The organism is Hymenobacter fastidiosus, assembly GCF_039539565.1.
Classification (GTDB): Bacteria; Bacteroidota; Bacteroidia; order Cytophagales; family Hymenobacteraceae; genus Hymenobacter; species Hymenobacter fastidiosus.
Window position 1 is genome coordinate 172,183 of sequence record NZ_BAABDJ010000040.1, and the last position, 20,712, is coordinate 192,894.

The 20,712-nt window shown below is 56.9% G+C and carries 22 protein-coding genes; 21 read left to right on the forward strand and 1 reads right to left on the reverse strand.

The genetic code is table 11. The features are described 5' to 3' along the window. Window positions 1-30: 30 nt before the first annotated feature. The 8 genes from ABD833_RS18840 (at window position 31) to ABD833_RS18875 (ending at window position 8,600) form a co-directional block, all read left to right on the forward strand. Window positions 31-1,260 carry an ABC transporter permease gene (locus ABD833_RS18840; RefSeq protein WP_345075124.1) on the forward strand — a complete coding sequence of 410 codons (1,230 nt, stop codon included), beginning with the start codon at window positions 31-33 and terminating at the stop codon, window positions 1,258-1,260. Window positions 1,261-1,432: 172 nt separating this feature from the next. Next, window positions 1,433-5,434 carry an SNF2-related protein gene (locus ABD833_RS18845; protein WP_345075128.1) on the forward strand — a complete coding sequence of 1,334 codons (4,002 nt, stop codon included), beginning with the start codon at window positions 1,433-1,435 and terminating at the stop codon, window positions 5,432-5,434. Between the two features lie 86 nt (window positions 5,435-5,520). Then, window positions 5,521-6,006 (forward strand): AAA family ATPase, encoded by a 486-nt coding sequence (locus ABD833_RS18850; RefSeq protein WP_345075129.1) that lies wholly within the window; start codon window positions 5,521-5,523, stop codon window positions 6,004-6,006. 15 nt (window positions 6,007-6,021) lie between these two features. Further along, window positions 6,022-6,651 (forward strand): AAA family ATPase, encoded by a 630-nt coding sequence (locus tag ABD833_RS18855; protein ID WP_345075131.1) that lies wholly within the window; start codon window positions 6,022-6,024, stop codon window positions 6,649-6,651. Next, window positions 6,648-6,980 carry a hypothetical protein gene (locus tag ABD833_RS18860; protein WP_345075132.1) on the forward strand — a complete coding sequence of 111 codons (333 nt, stop codon included), beginning with the start codon at window positions 6,648-6,650 and terminating at the stop codon, window positions 6,978-6,980. Before ABD833_RS18855 ends, ABD833_RS18860 begins: the two co-directional genes overlap by 4 nt. Before the next feature lie 263 nt (window positions 6,981-7,243). Next, window positions 7,244-7,720: an SRPBCC family protein gene (locus tag ABD833_RS18865; protein ID WP_345075133.1), complete on the forward strand. Its 477-nt coding sequence runs from the start codon at window positions 7,244-7,246 to the stop codon at window positions 7,718-7,720. A gap of 48 nt (window positions 7,721-7,768) precedes the next feature. Beyond that, the gene (locus ABD833_RS18870; RefSeq protein WP_345075154.1) at window positions 7,769-8,344 is read left to right on the forward strand and encodes a sigma 54-interacting transcriptional regulator; all 576 of its coding nucleotides are present in this window, start codon (window positions 7,769-7,771) and stop codon (window positions 8,342-8,344) included. Window positions 8,345-8,477: 133 nt separating this feature from the next. Then, the gene (locus ABD833_RS18875; protein ID WP_345075134.1) at window positions 8,478-8,600 is read left to right on the forward strand and encodes a helix-turn-helix domain-containing protein; all 123 of its coding nucleotides are present in this window, start codon (window positions 8,478-8,480) and stop codon (window positions 8,598-8,600) included. 42 nt (window positions 8,601-8,642) lie between these two features. Here the strand turns inward: ABD833_RS18875 and nhaA are convergent, their stop codons facing one another. Next, the gene (nhaA, locus tag ABD833_RS18880; protein ID WP_345075136.1) at window positions 8,643-10,016 is read right to left on the reverse strand and encodes a Na+/H+ antiporter NhaA; all 1,374 of its coding nucleotides are present in this window, start codon (window positions 10,014-10,016) and stop codon (window positions 8,643-8,645) included. 432 nt (window positions 10,017-10,448) lie between these two features. Here nhaA and kdpF point away from each other — a divergent pair, with 432 nt between their 5' ends. The 13 genes from kdpF to ABD833_RS18940 all read left to right on the forward strand — a co-directional run bounded on the left by kdpF (window position 10,449) and on the right by ABD833_RS18940 (window position 20,660). Next, window positions 10,449-10,529: a K(+)-transporting ATPase subunit F gene (gene kdpF / locus ABD833_RS19420; protein WP_425553728.1), complete on the forward strand. Its 81-nt coding sequence runs from the start codon at window positions 10,449-10,451 to the stop codon at window positions 10,527-10,529. 79 nt (window positions 10,530-10,608) lie between these two features. Then, the gene (locus tag ABD833_RS18885; RefSeq protein ID WP_345075138.1) at window positions 10,609-11,202 is read left to right on the forward strand and encodes a potassium-transporting ATPase subunit KdpA; all 594 of its coding nucleotides are present in this window, start codon (window positions 10,609-10,611) and stop codon (window positions 11,200-11,202) included. After that, window positions 11,100-11,399 (forward strand): potassium-transporting ATPase subunit KdpA, encoded by a 300-nt coding sequence (locus ABD833_RS18890; protein ID WP_345075155.1) that lies wholly within the window; start codon window positions 11,100-11,102, stop codon window positions 11,397-11,399. The genes ABD833_RS18885 and ABD833_RS18890 overlap by 103 nt, the downstream gene beginning before the upstream one ends. Before the next feature lie 301 nt (window positions 11,400-11,700). After that, window positions 11,701-12,126 carry a hypothetical protein gene (locus ABD833_RS18895; RefSeq protein ID WP_345075139.1) on the forward strand — a complete coding sequence of 142 codons (426 nt, stop codon included), beginning with the start codon at window positions 11,701-11,703 and terminating at the stop codon, window positions 12,124-12,126. A gap of 333 nt (window positions 12,127-12,459) precedes the next feature. Continuing rightward, the gene (locus tag ABD833_RS18900) at window positions 12,460-13,746 is read left to right on the forward strand and encodes a site-specific integrase (protein WP_345075140.1); all 1,287 of its coding nucleotides are present in this window, start codon (window positions 12,460-12,462) and stop codon (window positions 13,744-13,746) included. 9 nt (window positions 13,747-13,755) lie between these two features. Then, window positions 13,756-14,724: a hypothetical protein gene (locus tag ABD833_RS18905; RefSeq protein ID WP_345075142.1), complete on the forward strand. Its 969-nt coding sequence runs from the start codon at window positions 13,756-13,758 to the stop codon at window positions 14,722-14,724. A 137-nt stretch (window positions 14,725-14,861) separates the two neighbouring features. Further along, on the forward strand, window positions 14,862-15,281 hold the full coding sequence (locus ABD833_RS18910; protein ID WP_345075143.1) for a MerR family transcriptional regulator: 420 nt from the start codon (window positions 14,862-14,864) through the stop codon (window positions 15,279-15,281). 4 nt (window positions 15,282-15,285) lie between these two features. Beyond that, window positions 15,286-15,690, forward strand: coding sequence for a hypothetical protein (locus ABD833_RS18915; protein ID WP_345075144.1), 405 nt, complete (start codon window positions 15,286-15,288; stop codon window positions 15,688-15,690). A gap of 34 nt (window positions 15,691-15,724) precedes the next feature. Beyond that, window positions 15,725-16,714 (forward strand): AAA family ATPase, encoded by a 990-nt coding sequence (locus tag ABD833_RS18920; RefSeq protein WP_345075145.1) that lies wholly within the window; start codon window positions 15,725-15,727, stop codon window positions 16,712-16,714. Window positions 16,715-16,798: 84 nt separating this feature from the next. Continuing rightward, complete coding sequence (locus tag ABD833_RS18925; RefSeq protein WP_345075146.1) at window positions 16,799-17,851, forward strand: DUF6371 domain-containing protein; 1,053 nt, start codon at window positions 16,799-16,801, stop codon at window positions 17,849-17,851. Between the two features lie 44 nt (window positions 17,852-17,895). Then, on the forward strand, window positions 17,896-18,507 hold the full coding sequence (locus ABD833_RS18930; RefSeq protein WP_345075148.1) for a hypothetical protein: 612 nt from the start codon (window positions 17,896-17,898) through the stop codon (window positions 18,505-18,507). Window positions 18,508-19,689: 1,182 nt separating this feature from the next. After that, complete coding sequence (locus ABD833_RS18935) at window positions 19,690-20,208, forward strand: hypothetical protein (protein ID WP_345075149.1); 519 nt, start codon at window positions 19,690-19,692, stop codon at window positions 20,206-20,208. Between the two features lie 218 nt (window positions 20,209-20,426). After that, the gene (locus tag ABD833_RS18940; RefSeq protein ID WP_345075151.1) at window positions 20,427-20,660 is read left to right on the forward strand and encodes a hypothetical protein; all 234 of its coding nucleotides are present in this window, start codon (window positions 20,427-20,429) and stop codon (window positions 20,658-20,660) included. Window positions 20,661-20,712: the final 52 nt, after the last annotated feature.

Consider the following 20,712-nt stretch of genomic DNA (forward strand, 5'->3'; position numbering starts at 1 on the left):
CCTCACTCTCTTCTTTCGTCTACGCCCTGCATGAACGTTCCCTTGCTCATTGCCCGGCGTTATTTCTCGTCCAAGAATAAGCGCAATATCATCAGCATCATCTCCAACATTTCGATGGTGGGAGTGGCCGTGGGCACCATGGCGCTGATTATTGTGCTGTCGGTGTTCAACGGGCTGGAAGATCTGGTGCGCACGCTCTACGGCAAGTCGGACCCCGATCTGCTGATTTCGGCGGTGCAGGGCAAGTCGTTCGAAACCAACGAAGCCCTGCTCAACCGCATCCGGGCCACGCCCGGGGTGGCCCTGGTCACCGAGGTTATCGAAGATAATGCCCTGCTTCAGTACCACGACCGCCAGATGGTGGTCAAGCTCAAGGGCGTCAGCGACAACTACTTTGCCCAGAGCAATATCGACTCCGCCATCGTGGAAGGCGACCACCGCCTGACCCGCCAGGATGAGCCCTACGCCCTGATCGGGGCCGGCGTGCAGCACGAGCTCAGCATTGCCATCGAGAACAAGTTTGCGCCCCTGCGCCTGCTCTACCCGCGCAACACGGGCAAGAAGACGCTGTCGATGAACCCCGAAACGGCTTTCACCGAACAGAGCATTATTGCCGGCGGCGTGTTCCTCATCGAGCAGCACATTGACGACAGCTACATCTTCGTGCCCATCAACTTTGCCCAGGATCTGCTCAAGTACGGTTCCCGCCGGACGGCCCTGGAAATCAAGGTCGGCGAAAGCCGCACCATCGACGAAGCCCAGGAAGATCTTAAAAAGCTGCTGGGCCCGGGCTTCCACGTCTACAACTCCGATGAGCAGCACGTGAGCCTGCTCAAAGCTATTAAGGTGGAGAAGATGTTCGTGTTCATCACCTTCGCCTTCATCCTGCTCATCGCCTCGCTCAACATCTTCTTCTCGCTCTCGATGCTGGTCATCGACAAGAAGAAGGACATTGCCATTCTGATGGCCATGGGAGCTACCAGCCACACGGTGCGCAACGTATTTTTGTTTGAAGGCGCTATCGTAGCCCAGGTCGGCGCCATCGTGGGCCTCACGCTGGGCGTCGGCATCTGCTGGCTGCAGCAAACCTTCCACATCGTGTCGATGGGCATGGCGACCAGCGTGGTCGATTCTTACCCGGTGAAAATGCAGCTTTCCGATATCGTCCTGACGGGCATTGCCATTATCGTCATCACGATTACCGTTTCGATCCGACCGGCGTTGAATGCCTCGCGGCTGGCTTTGCGCGACAACCTATAACTATTTGCCCGCTCGACCGGTATTCTCTCTACCCCACCTTGCTGTGGGGCCTTTGCCAGATATACTTAATAATATAAATATTTTCATAATTAATTTTACTTTTTATGAAAAAATCGACTACTTAGTATTTGAACCTTAAATTTAATCCTCATTTTCCGTTGGCAATACGACTATGAAGGTTTCCACTTCACAGCCTTTTCAAATCGTTTACTCCTTACTCGAACACGAGTATCTGGGCTATCTGTTTGAGTCTTATGTAGTGCAGCGCAATGCCCGCGGGCAGCTGACGCTACAGCACCAGACCGTTTCGGCCAGGAATGCCCCGGAGTTTGCTGGTGGGCTGGATGAAGTGGATTTCGAGCTGATTGCCCTCACCGATCAGGTGCAGCAGGATGCCGTGATTAAAGAGTTCTGGACGAAGAAGACCACTCCCGCCGAGTTCTTTCTGAAGATTTATGACGCCGATAAAGGCGATAAGGGCTTGCAGGACGCTATCTGCCGCCACGTGCAGGACCGCATGGGTCAGATTCTGGAGCGCCTGAAAGGCAAGCAGGTCTTTATCATGGGCAAAGACGGGGAGCCCACCTGGAAGGAAATCGGCGTGGCGCCGGAGCCGGCGTCGGTGCTGTTTCATTTCCGCCGCAACGACGACAGTACCCACTATTTCCCGACCATCCAGTACCAGGGTCAGCGGCTTGACTTCCAGTTCAAAAGCGCGGTGCTGGTCTGCACTCAGCCCGCCTGGATGCTGCTCGGCGACCAGCTCTACGATTTCCGCAACGACGTGGACGGGAAGAAGCTCCAGCCTTTTCTGAACAAGAAGTTTATCATCATTCCCCGGCAGGTCGAGGACAGCTATTTCCAGCGGTTCGTCGCGCCGCTCGTGGAATCGTTCGACGTCCATGCCCGCGGCTTCGATATCCGCTCGGAGCGCTACGTGGCCCGGCCCCAGCTTACGTTTTCCGACCTCCCGGGCGCCGTCATTACTACTGAAGAGGAGCGCAGCCGCTCCGCCCCCCGGCGGACCAGCGACGCCGCCGCCGCCGTGACCGTAGTGCCCTCCGACCACATTCACTTCGATCTGAGCTTCCGCTACGGCGACCACACCGTGCACAACAGCTACGACAAGCGGGTGTGCGTGAAGCTGGAAAAGAACGCCGATTCCTACATTTTCCACCGCCTCGTCCGCAACCTCGACCACGAGCAGGAAATCATCCGGGAATTGGCCGACCGGGCTCTGGAAGTACGCAACGGGCGCGCCATGCTGGAGAAAGCCACCGCGTTCCGCTGGCTGCACAGCCACGCCGAAGAGCTGGCCCGCCTGGGCTTCACCGTGCAGCAGGGCACGACCTCTACCAAGGACTACTTTATCGGCTCGGTAACGGTGCAGGTCGGCATCACGGAGGGCAACGACTGGTTCGACGTACACGGCACGGTGCGCTTCGGCGAATTTGAAATTCCGTTTATCAAGCTGCGGCCCTACATCCTGAACCGCCGCCACGAGTACCGCCTGCCCAACGGCCAGATTGCCATCATCCCGGAGGAATGGTTCACCCAGTACCTGGAGCTGTTTGCCTTCTCGGAGGAGCACCAGCAGCATCTGACTCTGCGCAAGCACCACCTGGCCCTGATTTCGGATCTGCAGAACGGCAACCTGGCCACCGTGACCATGTCCAGGAAGCTGGAGAAGCTGCGCGGGTTTGAAGCCGTGGAAGACCGGCCCATGCCTACTGGCTTCAAAGGGCAGCTGCGGCCCTACCAGAAGGCGGGCTACAACTGGCTGCACTTCGTGAAAGACTACCAGTTTGGCGGCTGCCTGGCCGACGACATGGGGCTGGGCAAGGCTCAGCCCCTGCACGCCCGCATTCTGACCCCGACGGGCTGGAAAACGATGGGCGACATGCGGGTAGGCGAGGCCGTTATTAACTCGCAGGGACAGACCTCGCGCGTAACCGGGGTATTTCCGCAGGGCGAAAAGGAAATCTTCCGCGTCACGTTCACTGATGGCGCTACCGCCGAGTGCTGCGCCGAGCACCTGTGGGCGGTACAGAGCCCGGTGCAGAAGTACCGGGGCCAGGGCTACCAGGTGAAAGAGCTGGCCCAGCTGCGCCACGACCTGTACGACCCGCACGGCAACACCAAGTGGTTTGTTCCCTTGGTGAAGCCCGTGGCGCTGGCCGCCCGGCCCGTGCCGGTTGACCCGTACTTTATGGGCCTGCTGCTCGGCGACGGCTGCTTCCGCCAGCATAGCATCTGCCTTTCCACCACCGACGTGGAAATCGTGAACTACGTAGCCCGGGAGCTGCCGCCAAATCTGACGATGCGCCGCAAGAGCAACACCTGCGACTACACGTTCGTGAAGAACACGCCGGGCTGGACCAACGCGCTGATGCAGAATATCCGGGCGCTGGGCCTGAAGGGCAAGCTGTCGAAGGACAAGTTCATTCCCGAAGCCTACCTCTTCAACGATGCCGCTGCCCGCCTGGCGGTATTGCAGGGCCTGATGGATTCCGACGGCTACGTGTCCCGCTCCGGCGACGTGAGCCAGTTCACCTCCGTATCTACGGGCCTGATTGAGGGGGTCACGTTCCTGGTGCAGTCGTTGGGCGGCACCGTGCGGCAGTCGAGCAAAGTGCCGGGCTACTCGCACCTGGGCGAAAGCCGGACGGGCCAGCAAGCCTACACGCTCACGCTGAGCCTGCCACCGCATATCATTCCCTTCCGGCTGAGCCGGAAGGTGGCGCTGTACCGGCCCAAAACCAAGTATCAGCCCTACCGTGGCATTAAAGCGGTGGAGCTGGTAGGCACCATGCCCGCGCAGTGCATTTCCGTAGATGCGCCCGACCGCCTGTACGTGACCGACAACTGCGTGCTCACCCACAACACTATTCAGACGCTGGCCCTGCTGCTCGACCGCAAGGAAAGCGGCGACGCTACCGGTGCGGCCTCCCTGCTGGTGATGCCGACGTCCCTGGTCTATAACTGGCTGAGCGAGGCCCAGAAGTTCACCCCGGGCCTGCGTATTCTGACCTACACCGGCACCTACCGCGACAAAAACGTGGACCAGTTTGCCGGCTACGACGTGGTGCTGACCAGCTACGGCATCGTGCGGCTGGATATTGAGCTGCTGCGCGGCTACGGCTTCGACTACGTGATTCTGGACGAGTCGCAGGCCATCAAAAACCCCAGCTCCACGACTTCGCAGGCCGTGCGCAACCTCCGCTCCCGCCACCGCCTGATTCTGACCGGCACGCCGGTGGAAAACAGCACCATGGACCTGTGGTCACAGATGTCGTTTATCAACCCCGGCCTGCTGGGCACCCAGACGTTTTTCCGCAAGGAGTTCCTCAAGCCCATCGAAAAGGGCAAGGACGAAGGCCGCACCCGCAAGCTCCACGCCCTGATCAAGCCCTTCATCCTGCGGCGGCACAAGGCCCAGGTCGCCACCGAGCTGCCGGCCAAAGTTGAGCACCTGAGCTACTGCCCCATGACGGAGGAGCAGGCCCAGTGCTACGAGGAAACCAAGAGCTACTACCGCAACAAGATCCTCAAGAATATTGAGGAGCACGGCACGGCGGGCACCCAGTTTATGCTGCTCCAGGGCCTGACCAAGCTGCGTCAGATTGCCAACCACCCGCGCATGGCCCACGCCGACTACGAGCACGAGTCGGGCAAGCTGCGGGAGGTGATTCGCATGATCCGCAGCGTAGTATCCGAAGGCCACAAGGTTCTCGTGTTCAGTCAGTTCGTCAAGCACCTCGACATCGTGCGCGCTTCGCTCGATGAGAAGCAGGTAGAATACGCCTACCTCGACGGCAACACCCGCGACCGGCACAAGGAGGTGATTCGCTTCCAGGAAACCGAGGCGTTGCGCGTGTTCCTGATTTCGCTGAAAGCCGGCGGCGTGGGCCTCAACCTCACCGCCGCTGACTACGTGTTCATCCTCGACCCGTGGTGGAACCCCGCCGTGGAAGCCCAGGCCGTGGACCGGGCCCACCGCATCGGGCAGCAGCGCACGGTGTTCACCTACAAGTTCATCACCAAGAACACCGTGGAGGAGAAGATCCTGGCCTTGCAGCACAAGAAGATTCAGCTCGTCACGGATTTGATTACGACGGACGAGGCTATTATTAAGAGCCTGACCAAGGAAGATATCGAGGAGTTACTGGGGTAAGCAGCCGATTACATCACAAGGGGCGGCGGGTAGAAGGCACGGAAGTCCCTTATATTCGCTGCCTCGCCATTTCCGACCACCACCCTATGCTCACCGCCATCCGCATCCAGAACTTCCGCAGCATCCGTGATGCCAGCGTCAAGCTTGGGAAAGTGAACCTGTTTATTGGGCCTAATAATTCGGGGAAATCGAATTTTTTGAAGGGAATAAACGTATTCGGCCTCATCACGACGCTCTACCCTAAAAATTATGACAAATTAGAATCAATATTTCCATCCATTTTACCCAGGGCCTATTCATCTAATAAAGAACCAAGTGACACAATCAACTTCAAAGCAGCAATATCAGATTCAAAAGAAAAAATTATCAGTATATTGATTGGTTATGATTGGGATCCTCAAGACGAAAACAGAAGATTTTTTGCTACTGAGTTAATGGAGTATGATAACTTATATATCAACCATGTATTTAGCGGCTATTCTTTTTATAGAGATGCAAACGAAGAATACATGGGCAGTGCCTCCTTGAATCTAAAAAAACTATTTAAAGGAGTTAGGTTACACAAAATATAGCCTTCTGCTTTTTTAATGAGTACAAATATATCTGAACAAAATAGATTGAATTCTAATGGCTCAAATATAATATCATTTCTATTTACACTTAGCCAGAATCACAAAAATCGCTACAAATCATTGGAGAGAGATTTAGAGCGTTGTGTAGGAACTCTGACATCAATTTCAACCCCCGCCGATCCAAATGAGATTGGGAAATTGAAGCTTAAGTTCTTTGATCAAAATGACACTGGATACTGGGCAGAGGAAGTATCAGAAGGGGTTCTATATTTTTTAGCTGTTCTTTGCATTATTCACCAGCCCGACCCGCCCAAATTACTGCTGCTAGAGGAGCCAGAAAAAGGCATCCACCCCCGGCGTATTAAGGAAGTAATGGAATTTATTTTTGAGCTGGCCGAGCTTCGGGATATTCAAATCATTATCACCTCCCATAGCCCCTACGTAGTAGACCATTTTACTGACACACCCGAAAACATATCCGTTTTCGACCGGGAAAACGGTGAAACTGTAATTCGCAATGCCCTATATGATATTATTGAGCCCGCCAACGCCCGCAACGCCGAAAAAAACCTGCCACCCATCCACTACACGGATGCATTAGGTGAGCATTGGGTATCCGGTTTCCTAGGTGGCGTACCCCTATGAAAGCAATAAAATATGGCTACTTCGGTGAGGATGATGCCATTCGTTTATTCCTCCACCACTATCTAAAAGCCGTGGCACTCGGTACGCCCTGGTATTTTGAGTTGGATGAGCCGTTTAGCCACCGCTACCAGGCTACTAATAAAAAACAGGTCGATAGTCTTTTTGCCGAAGCCTGCCAGGTAGGTCTGTCTGACTATCAGCAGGACTGCTTCTTCGTCGGGCGCGACCTGGACGATTTTTCCTCCTCGGCCTTGCGGCAGAAACGAGCTGCGATGCACGAAGCGGTCAGCCGCTGGGCGACTAAGGCAATCTTGTTGGTGCCGGTGTAATGCATCGAGCACTGGCTTTGGTACCTGCGCCTGCGGACCGATAATCCAACTTCCACCAAGAACGTCCCGCTGGAAACCCAGCCCCGCCCGGAGGCGAAACAGGCCGTGTACGGCGCGCGCAAATGCTCAACCAAGCACTCCAATCCCATTGTAGAATCCCTGGCTGCCGACCTAGATATCAGCTGGCTCGTCAGCCGGTCAGAAAGTTTTCGGGCCTTCCATCAGCAGGTGCAAGCTTACCTGGATTCACTGCCGCCGGCGTCTTGATCCCTCCCGCGCCACCCGCTTCTGCCGCGCCCCGGAGTTTCTCGCTGCCGCCCCGCCTTCCTCTGCCGCGCGCCCAGGTTCTGGCCGGCTTCACCCGGGAGCTGTTTCTGGCCCTGGCCCCGCCCTTCCCCAGGCTCAGGCTGCACCGCTTCGATGGTTGCCGCACCGGCGACCGGGTGGAAATTGAGCTGATAACCGGCCCCCTGCACCAGCGCTGGACCAGCCTGATTACCGACCACGGCCAGCGGCCCGACGGCACGCTCTACTTCGTGGATGAAGCCCAGACCGCCCCCGCGCCCCTGCGCTACTGGCGGCACCGCCACCTCATCGAGCCCGGCCCGCACGGCGGCAGCGTCATCGTGGACGCTATTGAGTTCCGGACGGCCTCGCCGCTGCTCGATGCGCTGCTGTACCCGGCCATGTGGGCGCAGTTTGCCTGGCGTAAGCCCATCTACCGGCGCTGGTTCACCTAAGCGGATTACAGGTCGGGGACCATCTTCACGTCGGTACGCTGGTAGGGGCTGGGCGGCTCGGGCAAGGAGCTGTTTGCCCAGGCCATTCACCACGCCAGCCCCCGCCGCCGCCAGCCCTTCGTGGCCGTCAACTGCTCGGCTTTTCCGAAGGACTTGCTCGAATCGGAATGGTCCGGCTACCGCGAAGGGGCCTTTGCCGGGGCCCTGGCCAACAAGAAGGGCCTGATGGAGGAAGCCAGCGGCGGCACCCTGTTTCCGGGTGAAATCGGGGAGCTGGCGCTGGAGCCGCAGGCCAAGCTACTGCGGGTGCTCGAAACCCGGAGCTTCGCCCAAATCGGGGACACCAAGCCCGTGTCGGTGAACGGGCGCATTGTGGCCGCCACCAACCGCAACCGGCTCCAGGAAGCCGATGCCGGCCATTTCCAGCCCGATTTGTACTACCGCCTGGCCGTGTTCACGGTGCCGGTGCCGCCCCTGAACGTGCGCCGCGAGGACATCGAGCCGCTGCCCGGCTACTTTCTACACCTGTACGCGGCCAAGCTGCGCAAGCGCCTGCGCGGCCTGGCCGCCGCTTCCTGCGCCACCTCACCCACTACAACTGGCGCGGCAACGTGCGGGAGCTGAAGAACGTGCTGGAGCGCGCCGTCATCCTGGCCGACGGCGACCTGCTCACCGCCGCAACCTGCCCGCCGAGTTCGACAACACGGCCCCAGCGACATCTGATGCGCCCACCGACGGCGAATGGACGCTACGCGGCATGGAGCGCAACCACATTCGCCAGGTGCTGCAGGAAGCGCACGGCAATAAGGCCGAAGCGGCCCGCACGCTGAACGTAGCCGTGACGACGCTCTACCGCAAAATGCAGGAGTGCGGGCTGTAGCGCCGCACCAGAGTTCTATCGGTCGTGCCTTTTCAGCCTATCCTACCCCGACTGGCTATCGACTGCCCACGGCTTTATCAGGGGAGGAGCGGCCACAACCCCGGATGAGCCGGCGGCGGGTGTAAAGCGCAGCAGCAGGTAGCCCACCACACCCGATACCAGGGAGGCCAGCAGGATGGCCAGCTTGGCTATGGCTTCGCCCGGGGAATGCTCGCCCAGCGCCAGCAGGGTGATGAACAGCGACATCGTGAAGCCGATGCCGCCCAATATGCCGGCTCCCCACAGGTGCCGCCACGTCACGCCGGGGGGGAGCGTGGCCCAGCCCAGGCGCACGGCAATCCAGGCCAGCAGCCCGATGCCCAGAGGCTTGCCCACCAGCAGCCCCGCCAGAATACCCAGGCCGAGGGGCGATAACAGCGCGCCAAACGCCGAGGCATCAATAACCAGGCTGGTATTGGCGAAGGCAAACAGCGGGATAATGCCGAAAGCGACCACCGAATGCAGCCGCTGCTCCAGCTTTTGCGCCGGCGAGCTGATGGTTTCGGCCAGCTCTTCCAGCTCCTCGCTGATGGTGCGCGGGTCGGCGTCGGTCCCGTGTACTTCATCGTTGAGAAAGCGCAGCCGCGTTTCCAGCAGGCGCAGCAGGGCCGGCCGGTCGTGGCCGATGCGGGTCGGGATGGCCACGGCCAGCAGCACGCCGGCCAGGGTGGCGTGGATGCCCGATTCGAGCGTGAAGTACCACAGCAGCACTCCCAATGCCAGATACAGCCCCAGGCTACGCACCCCCAGCCCATTGAGCCCCAGCAGCCCGGCCCAGGTGGCCAGGGCCAGGTAAAGAAAGTTCAGGTGCAGCTCGCGGGTATAGAACCCGGCAATGACGAGCACCGCCCCCAGGTCATCGACGATGGCCAGGGCGGTGAGAAACACCTTGAGGCCCAGCGGCACCCGGGGGCCCAGCAGCTGCAGCACGGCCAGCGCAAACGCAATGTCGGTGGCCATGGGGATGCCCCAGCCCCCGGCCGTGGGCGTGCCGCGGTTGAAGAGCGTGAAAAGCAGGGCCGGCACGAGCATTCCGCCCAGCGCCGCCGCCAGCGGCAGGGCCGCCTGCCGCACAGTAGCCAGCTCGCCATCCAGCACCTCCCGCTTGATTTCCAGGCCCACGATCAGGAAGAAAACCGTCATCAGGCCATCGTTGATCCAGTGCAGCAGACTCTTGTCCAGCACCAGGCCGTTGAAGGCGATGCGCAAATGCTCATCCCACAGCGCCGGAAAGTACCGGGCCGGTCCCCAGCTGGTATTGGCCAGCACCAGCGCCAGCATGGCGCTTAGCAGCAGCACGATGCCTCCCGCGGCCTCGCGACGAAAGAACTCGGCAAAGGGCCGCACCAGCGGACGCACGAATTGGGTAACAGCCATCAAACAAAATGTAGTAGCAAAAATACGGCTCCGTGCCGGCCCCGTTTCAAACAAAGGTTATGAATTTCCGGCGGTGGCACCACCCTAAAGATTTCGCAAGCGGACACTCGTTCCAGCCGCTCTGGTCGATGGCGGTGACTGCCGCATTTCGCTACGGTCAGCCTGGCAAAATGCTACCAGTCCCTGCTTCTTAGCGGCCGGCTTGGCCGGCGTCTTATTGCCTGAATAGCTGAATATCAAAGCATTATACAGCAATTTCACCTCACTGGGAAACCTGGGGCAGAATTTGGACCCGGAACCGGCACGCCCTACTTCTTCAAACACCTTCTCTGATGGCACCACTCCTGCTGCTTCCCCTGCTCACGGCCGCCGGCCTCGGGCCCTTCTACAAGGCCGTCGACTACTTCGACCACATCTAACCGCCGCCTCGCCATGACAATTACTCTGTTTGTCCTCTCGCTGGCCACGTTCGGCTACCTCGTCTACGTGCTGCTGAAGCCGGAGCGATTCTAGTTTTCCCGTTGCCGGTTGCCAGTAATGGTGCCGGCCCATCTCAATTCTGGCAACTGGCAACTGGCAACTCTCAACTGATATGACCTCTGAATTACTGGGCATCACCACCATTTACCTCGTCACGCTGGGGCTGGCCCTGCCGCTGAGGCACTACCTGGCCCGCGTGTTTCGGGGCGAAAAGAACCCACTGGACTTCCTGGCGCCCCTGGAACACAGCATCTTCCGCCTCGCCGGCCTCGACCCCAACCGTGAAATGAGCTGGCAGCAGCACCTGGTAGCGCTGCTCACCGTCAACCTGGTGTGGTTGCTGCTGGCCCTGCTGATTCTCTGCACCCAGGGCCTGCTGCCGCTCAACCCCGACGGCAACTCCAGCACGACGCCCGACCTAGCCTTCGACACGGCCATTTCCTTTCTGGTGAACGGCAACCTGCAGCACTATTCCGGCGAGTCGGGCCTCTCGTACCTCTCGCAGCTGGTGGTCATCACGTTTCTGCAGTTCATGAATGCCGCTACCGGCATTGCCGCCGCCGGGTGGTCTTCAACGCCCTGCAAACCCGCATCACCGAGAAGCTGGGCAACTTCTACAACTACTTCGTTAAGGGCATTACGCGCCTGCCGCTGCCGCTGTGCCTGGTTATTGGCTTGGTGCTGGCCTTCAACGGCACGCCCCTGACCATGCAGGGCCAGCCGCCGCTCGTCACGCTGCAAGGGGATCGGGTGGCCGTGAGCCGGGGGCCGATGGCGGCCCTAGTGGCCATCAAGGAGCTGGGTACCAACGGAGGCGGCTTCGTTCTGCTATTGCAGGCCGCTACTACCCACATGCCGCCCCGCTGGGGCTTGGTGAATAGGGGTTTGCGTAAGTCCTGTTAGTATTTGGGAACAGGTCTATCAGCTAATTACCTGATATTTAAGTGTTTTGAACGGCAATACCCTATTCACTCCCCTAAAAGTTACCGGCTCTGGGGCTTGCCCTACCGTGGGCACCCCGCTGCCTCGTAGCTCCGGTAAACCAGGGCTGGCTGGCGAAACAGCTGCACCGGTGAGCCCACTAGGCCGCAACGAAACTATTTCTTACCCGTAGCGGGGCTATTCAGGTACCTCTTAGGTAATTGTGGTATAGTAATTGGTTTTCCGGGAGCAACTAAAACCTCATTTCACTTTCCTTCCTCCCATGAAAACTCTCCATCAGCTTACTGCCCACGCATTGGTATTCATCGGTCTGGTTTTGGGCGGCACGGCCGCTCAGGCGCAGAATACTATTGGCGGTGCCGTTCAGCAAGGTAATGGCGCGTATGTGCAGAAAACCGACCGCAAAGTGTGCATTACCAACACTTTGCTGAATGTGTCCGGCATTGGCAGCTGCCTGGATATGACCCAGGAGAAATTCATGGTCACTCCCTCTGGCAACAGCATGTCGGTCTGGACGGGTACCGTGCCCGCGGCTTCGCGGCCCGTTAAGCGGCAGGTATTCAACTCTACCTGGACGGAAACTTTCAACGACGGCATCACCCGTAACTACGAGACGGTTGCCGTGACGAACCCGAACGGCACGATCAAGCTTACCCTGACGGATAAGAAAAACGGCAAAAAGAAGTAGTCAGAATCGATGCTCTACCTGTGCTGCCCGCCGCTGAACCACGGATAAACAGGCTAATCCGGCTACGCTACGGCAAGCCCGGCGCCAGCTCGTTTTGAAACGCTGACACCACAAAAAGCCCGTTCCTGATTTGGGAACGGGCTTTTATGTGGTAATGATTGGAATCGAACCATTGTTACTTGAATTTACGAAATACTTCTATAACGCCGTAGGAGGGCAATATATCGTAGTCTTTCGGTTGTTATAGGGAGATAAGTGTCAATATAGTGTCCCCCAAAGCGTCCCCTTTCATTGTTCGTTTGTATCTTGCAGGGAGTAATAAATCCCGAAGGCATGGCAACGCTGAAAACCTACTTGAAAGAGCCCGCAGCCACAGGGCCGACCCCGCTCTTTTTCATGCTTTCGGCTAATGGCCGACGCTCAAAGGTGTACACCGGCATTTCGGTGCCGCCCTCTCACTGGCTGGCCCAGGAGCAACGGATACGCACCGTATTTGCCGCCGCTGAGGTAAAGGATAAGGCCGAGCGAAAGAGGCTGGCCGAGGAGTACGACAGCCTGAACCAACGGCTCGACATGATGCGGGGAAACCTACTGGCCTACCACCGCGACCAGCTCACCAATAGGGTACTGCCAACTGCTGAGCAACTGCGGGCCGTAGTGGAGCCGAAGGAGGCCGAGACGCCAATTGTCGAAGAAACCCCCCAAGTATTAGCCGATTTTGCGGGCTTTATTGAGCGTGCCTGCCTGACTAAGCAGGCTGCGACCGTCAAGAGCTTTAGAACGACTTTACGCCACCTAACAAGATTTTGGGCCAGCACACCGGAAGGGCGGAGGAAGCAGGCCCTCACATATGAGGACCTAACCGCCGACTTTGGGCATTCTTTCACTCAACACTTGCTGAAGATTGCCCTGATTTCTGACAATAGCATATCAAAGCAAGTTTCATTGCTCAAACAGTTTCTACGCGACGCCACCAGCCGGGAACGCCACACGAACCAAGCGTTTATCTATTGGAAATGGGCCAAACACGACACCCCGATTATAGCCCTGACCGCCGCCGAACTACGCCAACTCGAAGCATTCCCGCTCCCCGAAGGCCATTATCTGGCTAACGTTCGCGCCCTGTTTCTACTAAGTTCCTACACCGGCCTTCGCTTCTCCGACGTGAAGGGTCTGCGCCCTGAGAATGATAAGGGTGATTGTTTGCGACTAACAACCCAAAAAACGCGTCACGCCCTGACTATTCCGGTTAGCCCAAAGGCCCGCCGTATTCTCGATGACTTGTGGGCGGGCAGGGTGCACACCATCACGAATCAGAAGTTTAATGTCTTCATCAAAGACCTCTGCAACCGCGCCGGGTTGGACGAGCCCACAGAGTGGCTAGTGTGGAGGGCCGGGGTGCGTGAGAGTACTATTCATCCCAAATACAAATTGATTAGCTCACACAGTGGGAGAAAAACGTTCGCCTCCATAGCTGTTGCGGGAGGGATGCCAATTCCTGTTATTATGAAAGCCGGTGGTTGGCGAAGCTACAAGAGTATGAGCCGGTACATTGATGTACAAGAAGGCCACCAGCAGGCCGAGTTTGAAAAGCTTTGGGGCGAAATAGGAAGCAACTAATCACGGGATATGCCACGCTACAAAGGGGAAACGAAATACGAGCGGGAAAAATATGCCCGCCGACACTTTGCCTTCATGGCAAAGAAGTACGGCCGCACAGTGTCGCATACTATGCATGACCAGGAAACGCAATATTTTCAACGCGAATCAAACGCCTTGTCTTGGCATGGCGAAACTGCCAACTCAGATGGAAGCACTCACTGGGAGCAGAATTTGCCAACCCCGTACTGCGGTAAACGCTTCGCGGAGATATGGCTGTTTCTGAATCTGCTTCAATCTTGGCCTATGGAGATAAAAGGCCAACTAGATTCGGAATTTTATGGCGACGCTTGCGACCGGGAATATGTACGTGGGATGTTAAGAACGGTCGATATCCAGGGCTATTTCACGGACGGTACAGCCATAACCTATGACGGTATTGCCCTATCTGTATATCAGGGGCCACTCAGTGAAGAAGAAGCGTTAGCCCTGTCTACGCAGCACGGATCTAATGGTGTCTTCTGGGGTGCTTCTAAAAATAGGATTAGGGCAGAGTTTGTGCAGGAGTGGCTCGAAGACAAGGAAGAGCAAGAAGCAACCGGAAAAGCGGCCCTTTACAATGAAAAGTGGTTTTTCAATGAGATTGGCGGAGATTTAGAAGTTGTTGAGGGGTCAGTAAAAAATGAAAGCGACGAGGAGCTGGAATTCAAAGGTTTCAGTATGTCTGACGCCAATCTAATTGCAGCAAGAATAGGAATAGTAAATTCTCTTGACCGCGCTACTTCGGTAGCTACTATACAGAAGGTTCTGGCTCTCGTCAGGGTTTTAAGGGGAAAAAGATTACTTCTGTCAGGCGCAGAGGCCGCAGATGCTTGTTTTTTGAAACAATACGGAATCGAACGCACCGGAAAAGCTAGACCGAGAGTAGCAAATGGCAATGCTTGGGACAAAACAAAAGCTGAGGTAGAGGAAGCCATGAGATTTCACGGCTTCAAGTAGCCCCGACTGGCACCCGACAAGCCAAGAACTATTACAGCCGACATATTCCCGACTTCTCCTTGGTTTGTGTTTCTACTAGCCGACATCTGCCCGACTAGCACCCGACAGATATTAATTAGGATTTAAAGAGTGTCAACTTGCTGGTGCTGAAACAAACAGCATTGGCAAACATGACCAGAAATACCCCTCACAATGCCTCGGCCAACAACCTCGGCACCCACCCTGATCCGGCCGCACTCGTGGCTATGGCCTTCCCCGGTTTGCGGGAGGCAGTAGCGCAATGGATGGCCGAAGACCTGCACAAGTGGCAGAGCGCCCAGCAGGAGCAATCCCAGCAGGAGCAGATGATGACCCGCAAAGCCCTAAAGGCCGAGTTTGAAATCTGCACTCAGACAATCCGCAATTGGGAGCGTGAAGGCATCTTGAACCCGCTCACGGTGGGTCGCCGTGTTTTCTACTCACGCCCCGAAGTGCTTGAGGCGTTGAAGTCCCGCACCAAACCGGACGGAACCCGGCTGCACGCTCGTCGGAAGTCTACCACAAACAAAACGCGCTAATCTTATGCAGAATAGCGCGTTAGAAAAATCCGTTGTTGTAGCTGGGGAGCTTCACTACGAAGATAGCAAAGGTTGGACACTTCTCAAAGAAAAGCGGCCGCTCTTTTCTTTGTTGACATCCGTCCCGGTATTGGCGTTCAGCCCCACCGGCACCGCCAACATATGCCGCCGCTTCTCCCTGACCGGAGCCGAATTGGAATGCTGTATTGTCGCGCTGCTGGGTGAGAACCTTATGCAGTCACGCCCTGAGTGGGCAGCGCAAGACATGGCCCAGGTAACCAAGCCCGCGCCCGAACTGTTGGAGACCATTCGCAAGGCCGTTACGACCAAGTCCCGCCGCAAGGCAACGGCCAAACCGAAGCAGAGCAAAAATGCCAAGAAGGTAGGGGAGGGCCGCGCCAATGGATAGTCAGACCCAGCCGCAAGGATTCAATATAGCTGGATTGCTAAACGACGGCGCACAAGTTGTGGCGGCAGCTCAGCAACTGCCAGAGCCTGTCACGCGCATCCGCTCCGCTACAGCCAGAAAGCAGGATGCGCAAAGCCAAGCACCGCTTATAAGCCTGCTAGGGCCGTTAATGCAAACTCCTGGCATTACAGTTTTAGTAGCCAGCCCCGGAAACGGCAAGAGCGTTTTGGCCGTGCATATCGGCGATGTTATCAGCTCTTCAAAAACACATCTGCTGGGGCTGCCTTGTGATGTTGAGGAGAAAGTACTCTTGTATGATTTTGAGCTGACTGACCGGCAATTTGAAAAGCGATTTGCCGACTTCCCGTTCACTGATAAAATGCTAACCGGGGACATGAACCCCGCTGCGTTGGATGCTCTTGATTTCACCTTTGACCAGATACATGCAGACTTAGACCGCACTGGGGCACGGGTTGTCATTGTAGATAATATCACGGCCCTGGCGATGAAAAATACCGCCGACGCCGACGTGAGTATGGGGATTATGCGGGGATTGAAGCGGCTACAGATTGAGCGCGGTATTTCGAGCTTGGTGCTTGCTCACACTCCAAAAATCCCGGATACTGTCCCCCTGCATATTAACCACCTGGCAGGCAGCAAGCACCTATCCAATTTCGCGGATTCAATCTTCTTCATTGGCCGGTCTGTGACAGGGCCGAATGTGCGCTACATAAAGCAAGTCAAGAACCGAAACGACGAGGAAATGCCGGGGGTCTTGGTTTTCGAAATCACAAACGCCCCCGGCTATTTGGACGTGCGCCTAATCGGCCCAGATGAGGAATTCAATCATTTGGCTCGTGAGGAAGCCCCCCGTAGCGAGAAGAGTGAAGAATTAGAGGAGAAGAAGAGGAAGCTCTGGGAGACAGATTGGGGAATGAAGCCGATGCGTGAAATAGCCGAGGCGCTTGACGCTTCTGTGGGGTGGGTCTGCAAATGGCGGCCGCTCAAACCGTCTTCCAACTGATTGTCCACGCTGTTCACGTTCACGCTGTTCACGGTGTCTCGCTCTGCGTGAACAGCGTGAACGTGAACAGAAACCCCCTGATTCATGCACAGAACAGACTATCGATTCATCCTCGCGCCTAAAAAGGAGACGTGTCCGGCATGTGAGCAGCCCCGACAGTACCGGCGCTACCTCGACAGCCGGACGGGTCAAATATTACCGCTTGAGTATGGCAGGTGTAATAGGGAAATTAAGTGCGCCTACTCCCTGCACCCCTACAACCGCCCAGCCGGCGGCGGTGATAGTTACGCTTGGCAGGTAGAACAAGCCGAGCGTAACGGCCACTGCCTAACGCCCACAATTCGACCCTATCAGCCCCGCCCCACTCCCGTACCACCTCCGCCAGTTATAAGCCCGCCGGAAGAAGTGTTCCGGGCCACGCTAGGCCAATACGAGCGCAATACCTTTGCCCGGCTGCTGGGGCGGCACTTTGGGCTAGGGGTAGCCGACGGGTTGCTGACCCGATTCCACGTCGGTACGTCGGCCCACCGGCCGGGGGCTTGCGTGTACTGGTACATTGATGAGCAGGACCGCGTACGAGGCGGGAAAATCATGCTCTATGATGAAACCTTCCACCGGGTGAAGGAAACAGGCGACAAAATAACGTGGGCGCACACGGCGCTAAAAGAATCCTTTCGGCGTCGGGGGCAACCCTTCCCCGATTGGCTGCCTGCCTACAGCGATACCAGCAACCTCAAAAGCCCTTGCCTGTTCGGCCTGCCGCAACTCCGCACCGCCGCCGCCGATCAACCCGTGGCTATTGTGGAGAGCGAGAAAACGGCCATCATTTGTACGCCCTATATGCCGCAATTCATCTGGCTTGCGACGGGGTCAAAAAGCAGTCTGACTACCGAGCGGTTGCAGCCCGTCAAGAACCGCCGCATAGTGCTCTATCCTGACACCAGCGCCTACGGCAAGGAGTATCAGGAGTGGACCAATAAAGCCGCCAAGCTGCGCGGTCAAGGCTTTAATATCCAGGTTTCGGACTTCCTCGAAAAGAACGCCCCCGGTGAGCAGAAGAATAAGGGAGCTGACATAGCCGACCTGATACTAGAGCAGTGGCTTGGCTATCCGCCGAGCTGGGCAGCCACCACCTAAAACACTTTCCTGATTGCATTTTCTCACCCACATCCCCTGAACCAATGCCCTACAAAACCGCCCTGTGGCTTGACACCGCCACCCTTGAGCGCCCCGTGTCTATTGAGTCTGCCATTGAGTATGCAAATGGCTTACTGTGTGACCAGCAAGAGGCCCGAGCCGCCCGCTACCGTACACTGCGGCCAACTGCTCAAAAAGCCCTGTTACTCGAACTGGGTGCCCTCCAAATCATTGCCTACGAGTTAGAGTTGCTGAGCGGGTTCACAGATGGCATGTCAGACGCTTTGTACTGCGAAGACTGGCAAAAGCCGGAAACCCGTGCCGCCCTGGTTCACTATATCGACACCAGCCGCCCCCTGTTCGACCTGAGCCCCGAGCTAACCGGCTTTCTCGACTTGCTGCCGACGCTGGCCCATGAGAAAGGAGAGGCACTCACTGCCGTCGAAACTGCCCTGCCGGAGAACCAGCGGAAGACTGCGGCCGCCCGCCGCGATGTTGCCGAGTGGCTGGCCTCGATTACTCCAAACAACGTGACGAAGGCCAAGACGAACCGCCGGGCCTTTCTTGACCTGCCCGCCACTATGCAGCAGTTGCGGGAACTGACCGAAGCGGGTACGCCCTGGAATGAAATAACAGCCGTCTATGGGTGCTATTAATCTGCTCTCTGTGGGTGTCCCGCCAAAAGTCGGCCCGTAGCCTTTCCATTAGAACCGGACAGTAGGGTGGGGGGGGCAATTTGCTCAATGGGGTACTCCCAAGTGAACCCCCGCCCTACTATCCGACACTGATTTTAGCAAGGCGCGTGAGGGTGGGAAGGACTGATAGAGCTTTCTCCACTATCCGCCTACACCCTGGCTGCTAAGCCACTATCCGAACCTTCCTTTTGTCACCCCTCAAAAACACAGCCCACGCTACTGCTATGCCCTATTACAAACCTTCCGCCAGTGACCCGAATCCTTGGCTCTATGCCATAGTCTGCGGTGCTACCCTGCGGGATATACAGACAGAGCATGGCTTTCCTCCTGCGGCTTTGCTACTGCTGGTTGCCGTGGATACGATGGGCAAGGAATCAGGCGTCAATCCGACGGCCGCTGAGCTTTGTACTGGCTGGCTGAGCGCCGGATTGCTGCGGCGCTACGTGTGCGACCTCGAACGCCAAGGCTATATACAACGTCTGCCTCCTCGTCGTCGCGCTGCTCGTCGGTTACTGCTTACCGGCAAGGGTTTCGCGTTGTCTACCCACGTCAAAAGAGAGCTACGCGGGGCTGCCCGTAAGCTGGTGCCCCTACCCGGACGCTGGCCTGCTAAGTTCTGATTGTCAGGGTAGTTAGCCGAATGAAAATTAACTTGGCGAAACTCAGAGCTGCAATACTTTACACCTGCAAGGAAAAAGGATTTTGAAATTTTTTCGTGAGGGTATGATGAATGACCTAACGGGTACTTTTCAGCAGCCAGCGCCAAAGGGAAACCGATCTAATAACACCCCGGTGGGGTCGTCGTTGACCGCCCGTCCCTATGCTGGCTTACTTCCCGAAACCTGTAACTACAGATGCGGAGCGGGCGGGAAAGGGAAAGTCGTGGCTCAAAAGTGTGCCGCCAACCTGACCGCCCAACCAATTCCCCAATATCATTTCGTACCCTGCACGCCGGAGCTGCCAACCGACCAACAGCACGCGGGGAGGCAGAGCAGTTGCGGACTATTTCCGCAGGTCATGCGGAAGATGTTTGCACTTGCCGCTGACTATATTATTATATTGATTTTCAGTTAGTTGAACCAGAAATTAATGTCTAGTTTTGGGCTTACAGATGTCCTTTTCGCCTTACTTCCTTACTGCTTTATGTCCAGCCCTACTACTGCCGCTGCCCCCTTCCCCGCTGCTGATAACGTGACCTTCTGGGACCACCAGCACATTGTTCCCGTTGCCTTTACCCATGCCTGCCCGCTGACCGAGGACGAGGCCCGCCGCCAGTGTCAGGTGATGCGCCTGCCCGCTGCCGAAACCAGCTTGGACCAGGACGCGTATGCCGTGGTGGAGCCGGTAGCCGCGTGGCAATGGCTGGCAAAGGGTACGCTCTGCGTCCTGACGACCCTCTATGAGTTCCACGATATGCCGGGTGACACGTCGAGCATGTTTTACCGTGTCCTTGCCACCACCGTCGGCCGTATTTTATCCATCGACCCCGAGTACCGCATGTTGGAGGTAACCACCGAGGCCGAGCCGGGCGGATTTACTGTCTGGGCTCTGAGCGACGTGCTCAACTTGTGGACGATTGTGCGAACGGTGGCTATTGCCGAAGAGAGGACTGTTGAGGCCATTGAGGAACGCCCCTATATGCCCCGTAGTAAGGCAGCATAAGTCCTATGCCTCCCTGTCCTGAAGCTTATATCATTTCCTGTGTTGGTGGAACGCCCGTGGTCCTGCTGCGGGCATTCCTGTTTGGGAGGACGGTAAAAAATGAAGCCGTCTAAATTCCTCTGTACAATAGGCGCAAAATTGCGCTCATCATTTCCAAGCTTCCCGGATCAGGGGTATTTGAAATGCGGGCCAATTAGACCGCCACATTTTCGGGACCCTTGCAAGTCGTTGACGGGCTGCACATATTGCGGGGCAAAGCACTATGTACCATTGAGCAAAATTTGAAACCTGCAAACCTTTCGACAGGGAGCACAAATCAAGACATGGAAGTTACACCTGACCGGTACGAACAAGAACAGCAAGCTAAGCAGCAGTTTGCCGATGCGATGGCCGAATTTCGCGCCGCCAGCAAGCAGAAACTAGGCCTTCCGACTCCTTTAGAAGCTGTTTGAGTTAGCAGAATTTGAGCACCCGTTTGATGTTTGCCAAGCTAATCCATGCGTT

What these genes read in the sequence shown, in the direction of transcription:
- ABD833_RS18855 (WP_345075131.1), top strand. Translation starts at nt 6,022, where the DNA reads ATGAGTACAAATATATCTGAACAAAATAGATTGAATTCTAATGGCTCA.
- ABD833_RS18915 (WP_345075144.1), top strand. Translation starts at nt 15,286, where the DNA reads ATGCAGAATAGCGCGTTAGAAAAATCCGTTGTTGTAGCTGGGGAGCTT.
- nhaA (WP_345075136.1), bottom strand. Translation starts at nt 10,016, where the DNA reads ATGGCTGTTACCCAATTCGTGCGTCCGCTGGTGCGGCCCTTTGCCGAG.
- ABD833_RS18885 (WP_345075138.1), top strand. Translation starts at nt 10,609, where the DNA reads ATGACCTCTGAATTACTGGGCATCACCACCATTTACCTCGTCACGCTG.
- ABD833_RS18845 (WP_345075128.1), top strand. Translation starts at nt 1,433, where the DNA reads ATGAAGGTTTCCACTTCACAGCCTTTTCAAATCGTTTACTCCTTACTC.
- ABD833_RS18875 (WP_345075134.1), top strand. Translation starts at nt 8,478, where the DNA reads ATGGAGCGCAACCACATTCGCCAGGTGCTGCAGGAAGCGCACGGCAAT.
- ABD833_RS18930 (WP_345075148.1), top strand. Translation starts at nt 17,896, where the DNA reads ATGCCCTACAAAACCGCCCTGTGGCTTGACACCGCCACCCTTGAGCGC.
- kdpF (WP_425553728.1), top strand. Translation starts at nt 10,449, where the DNA reads ATGACAATTACTCTGTTTGTCCTCTCGCTGGCCACGTTCGGCTACCTC.
- ABD833_RS18840 (WP_345075124.1), top strand. Translation starts at nt 31, where the DNA reads ATGAACGTTCCCTTGCTCATTGCCCGGCGTTATTTCTCGTCCAAGAAT.
- ABD833_RS18850 (WP_345075129.1), top strand. Translation starts at nt 5,521, where the DNA reads ATGCTCACCGCCATCCGCATCCAGAACTTCCGCAGCATCCGTGATGCC.
- ABD833_RS18895 (WP_345075139.1), top strand. Translation starts at nt 11,701, where the DNA reads ATGAAAACTCTCCATCAGCTTACTGCCCACGCATTGGTATTCATCGGT.
- ABD833_RS18900 (WP_345075140.1), top strand. Translation starts at nt 12,460, where the DNA reads ATGGCAACGCTGAAAACCTACTTGAAAGAGCCCGCAGCCACAGGGCCG.
- ABD833_RS18860 (WP_345075132.1), top strand. Translation starts at nt 6,648, where the DNA reads ATGAAAGCAATAAAATATGGCTACTTCGGTGAGGATGATGCCATTCGT.
- ABD833_RS18925 (WP_345075146.1), top strand. Translation starts at nt 16,799, where the DNA reads ATGCACAGAACAGACTATCGATTCATCCTCGCGCCTAAAAAGGAGACG.
- ABD833_RS18935 (WP_345075149.1), top strand. Translation starts at nt 19,690, where the DNA reads ATGTCCAGCCCTACTACTGCCGCTGCCCCCTTCCCCGCTGCTGATAAC.
- ABD833_RS18905 (WP_345075142.1), top strand. Translation starts at nt 13,756, where the DNA reads ATGCCACGCTACAAAGGGGAAACGAAATACGAGCGGGAAAAATATGCC.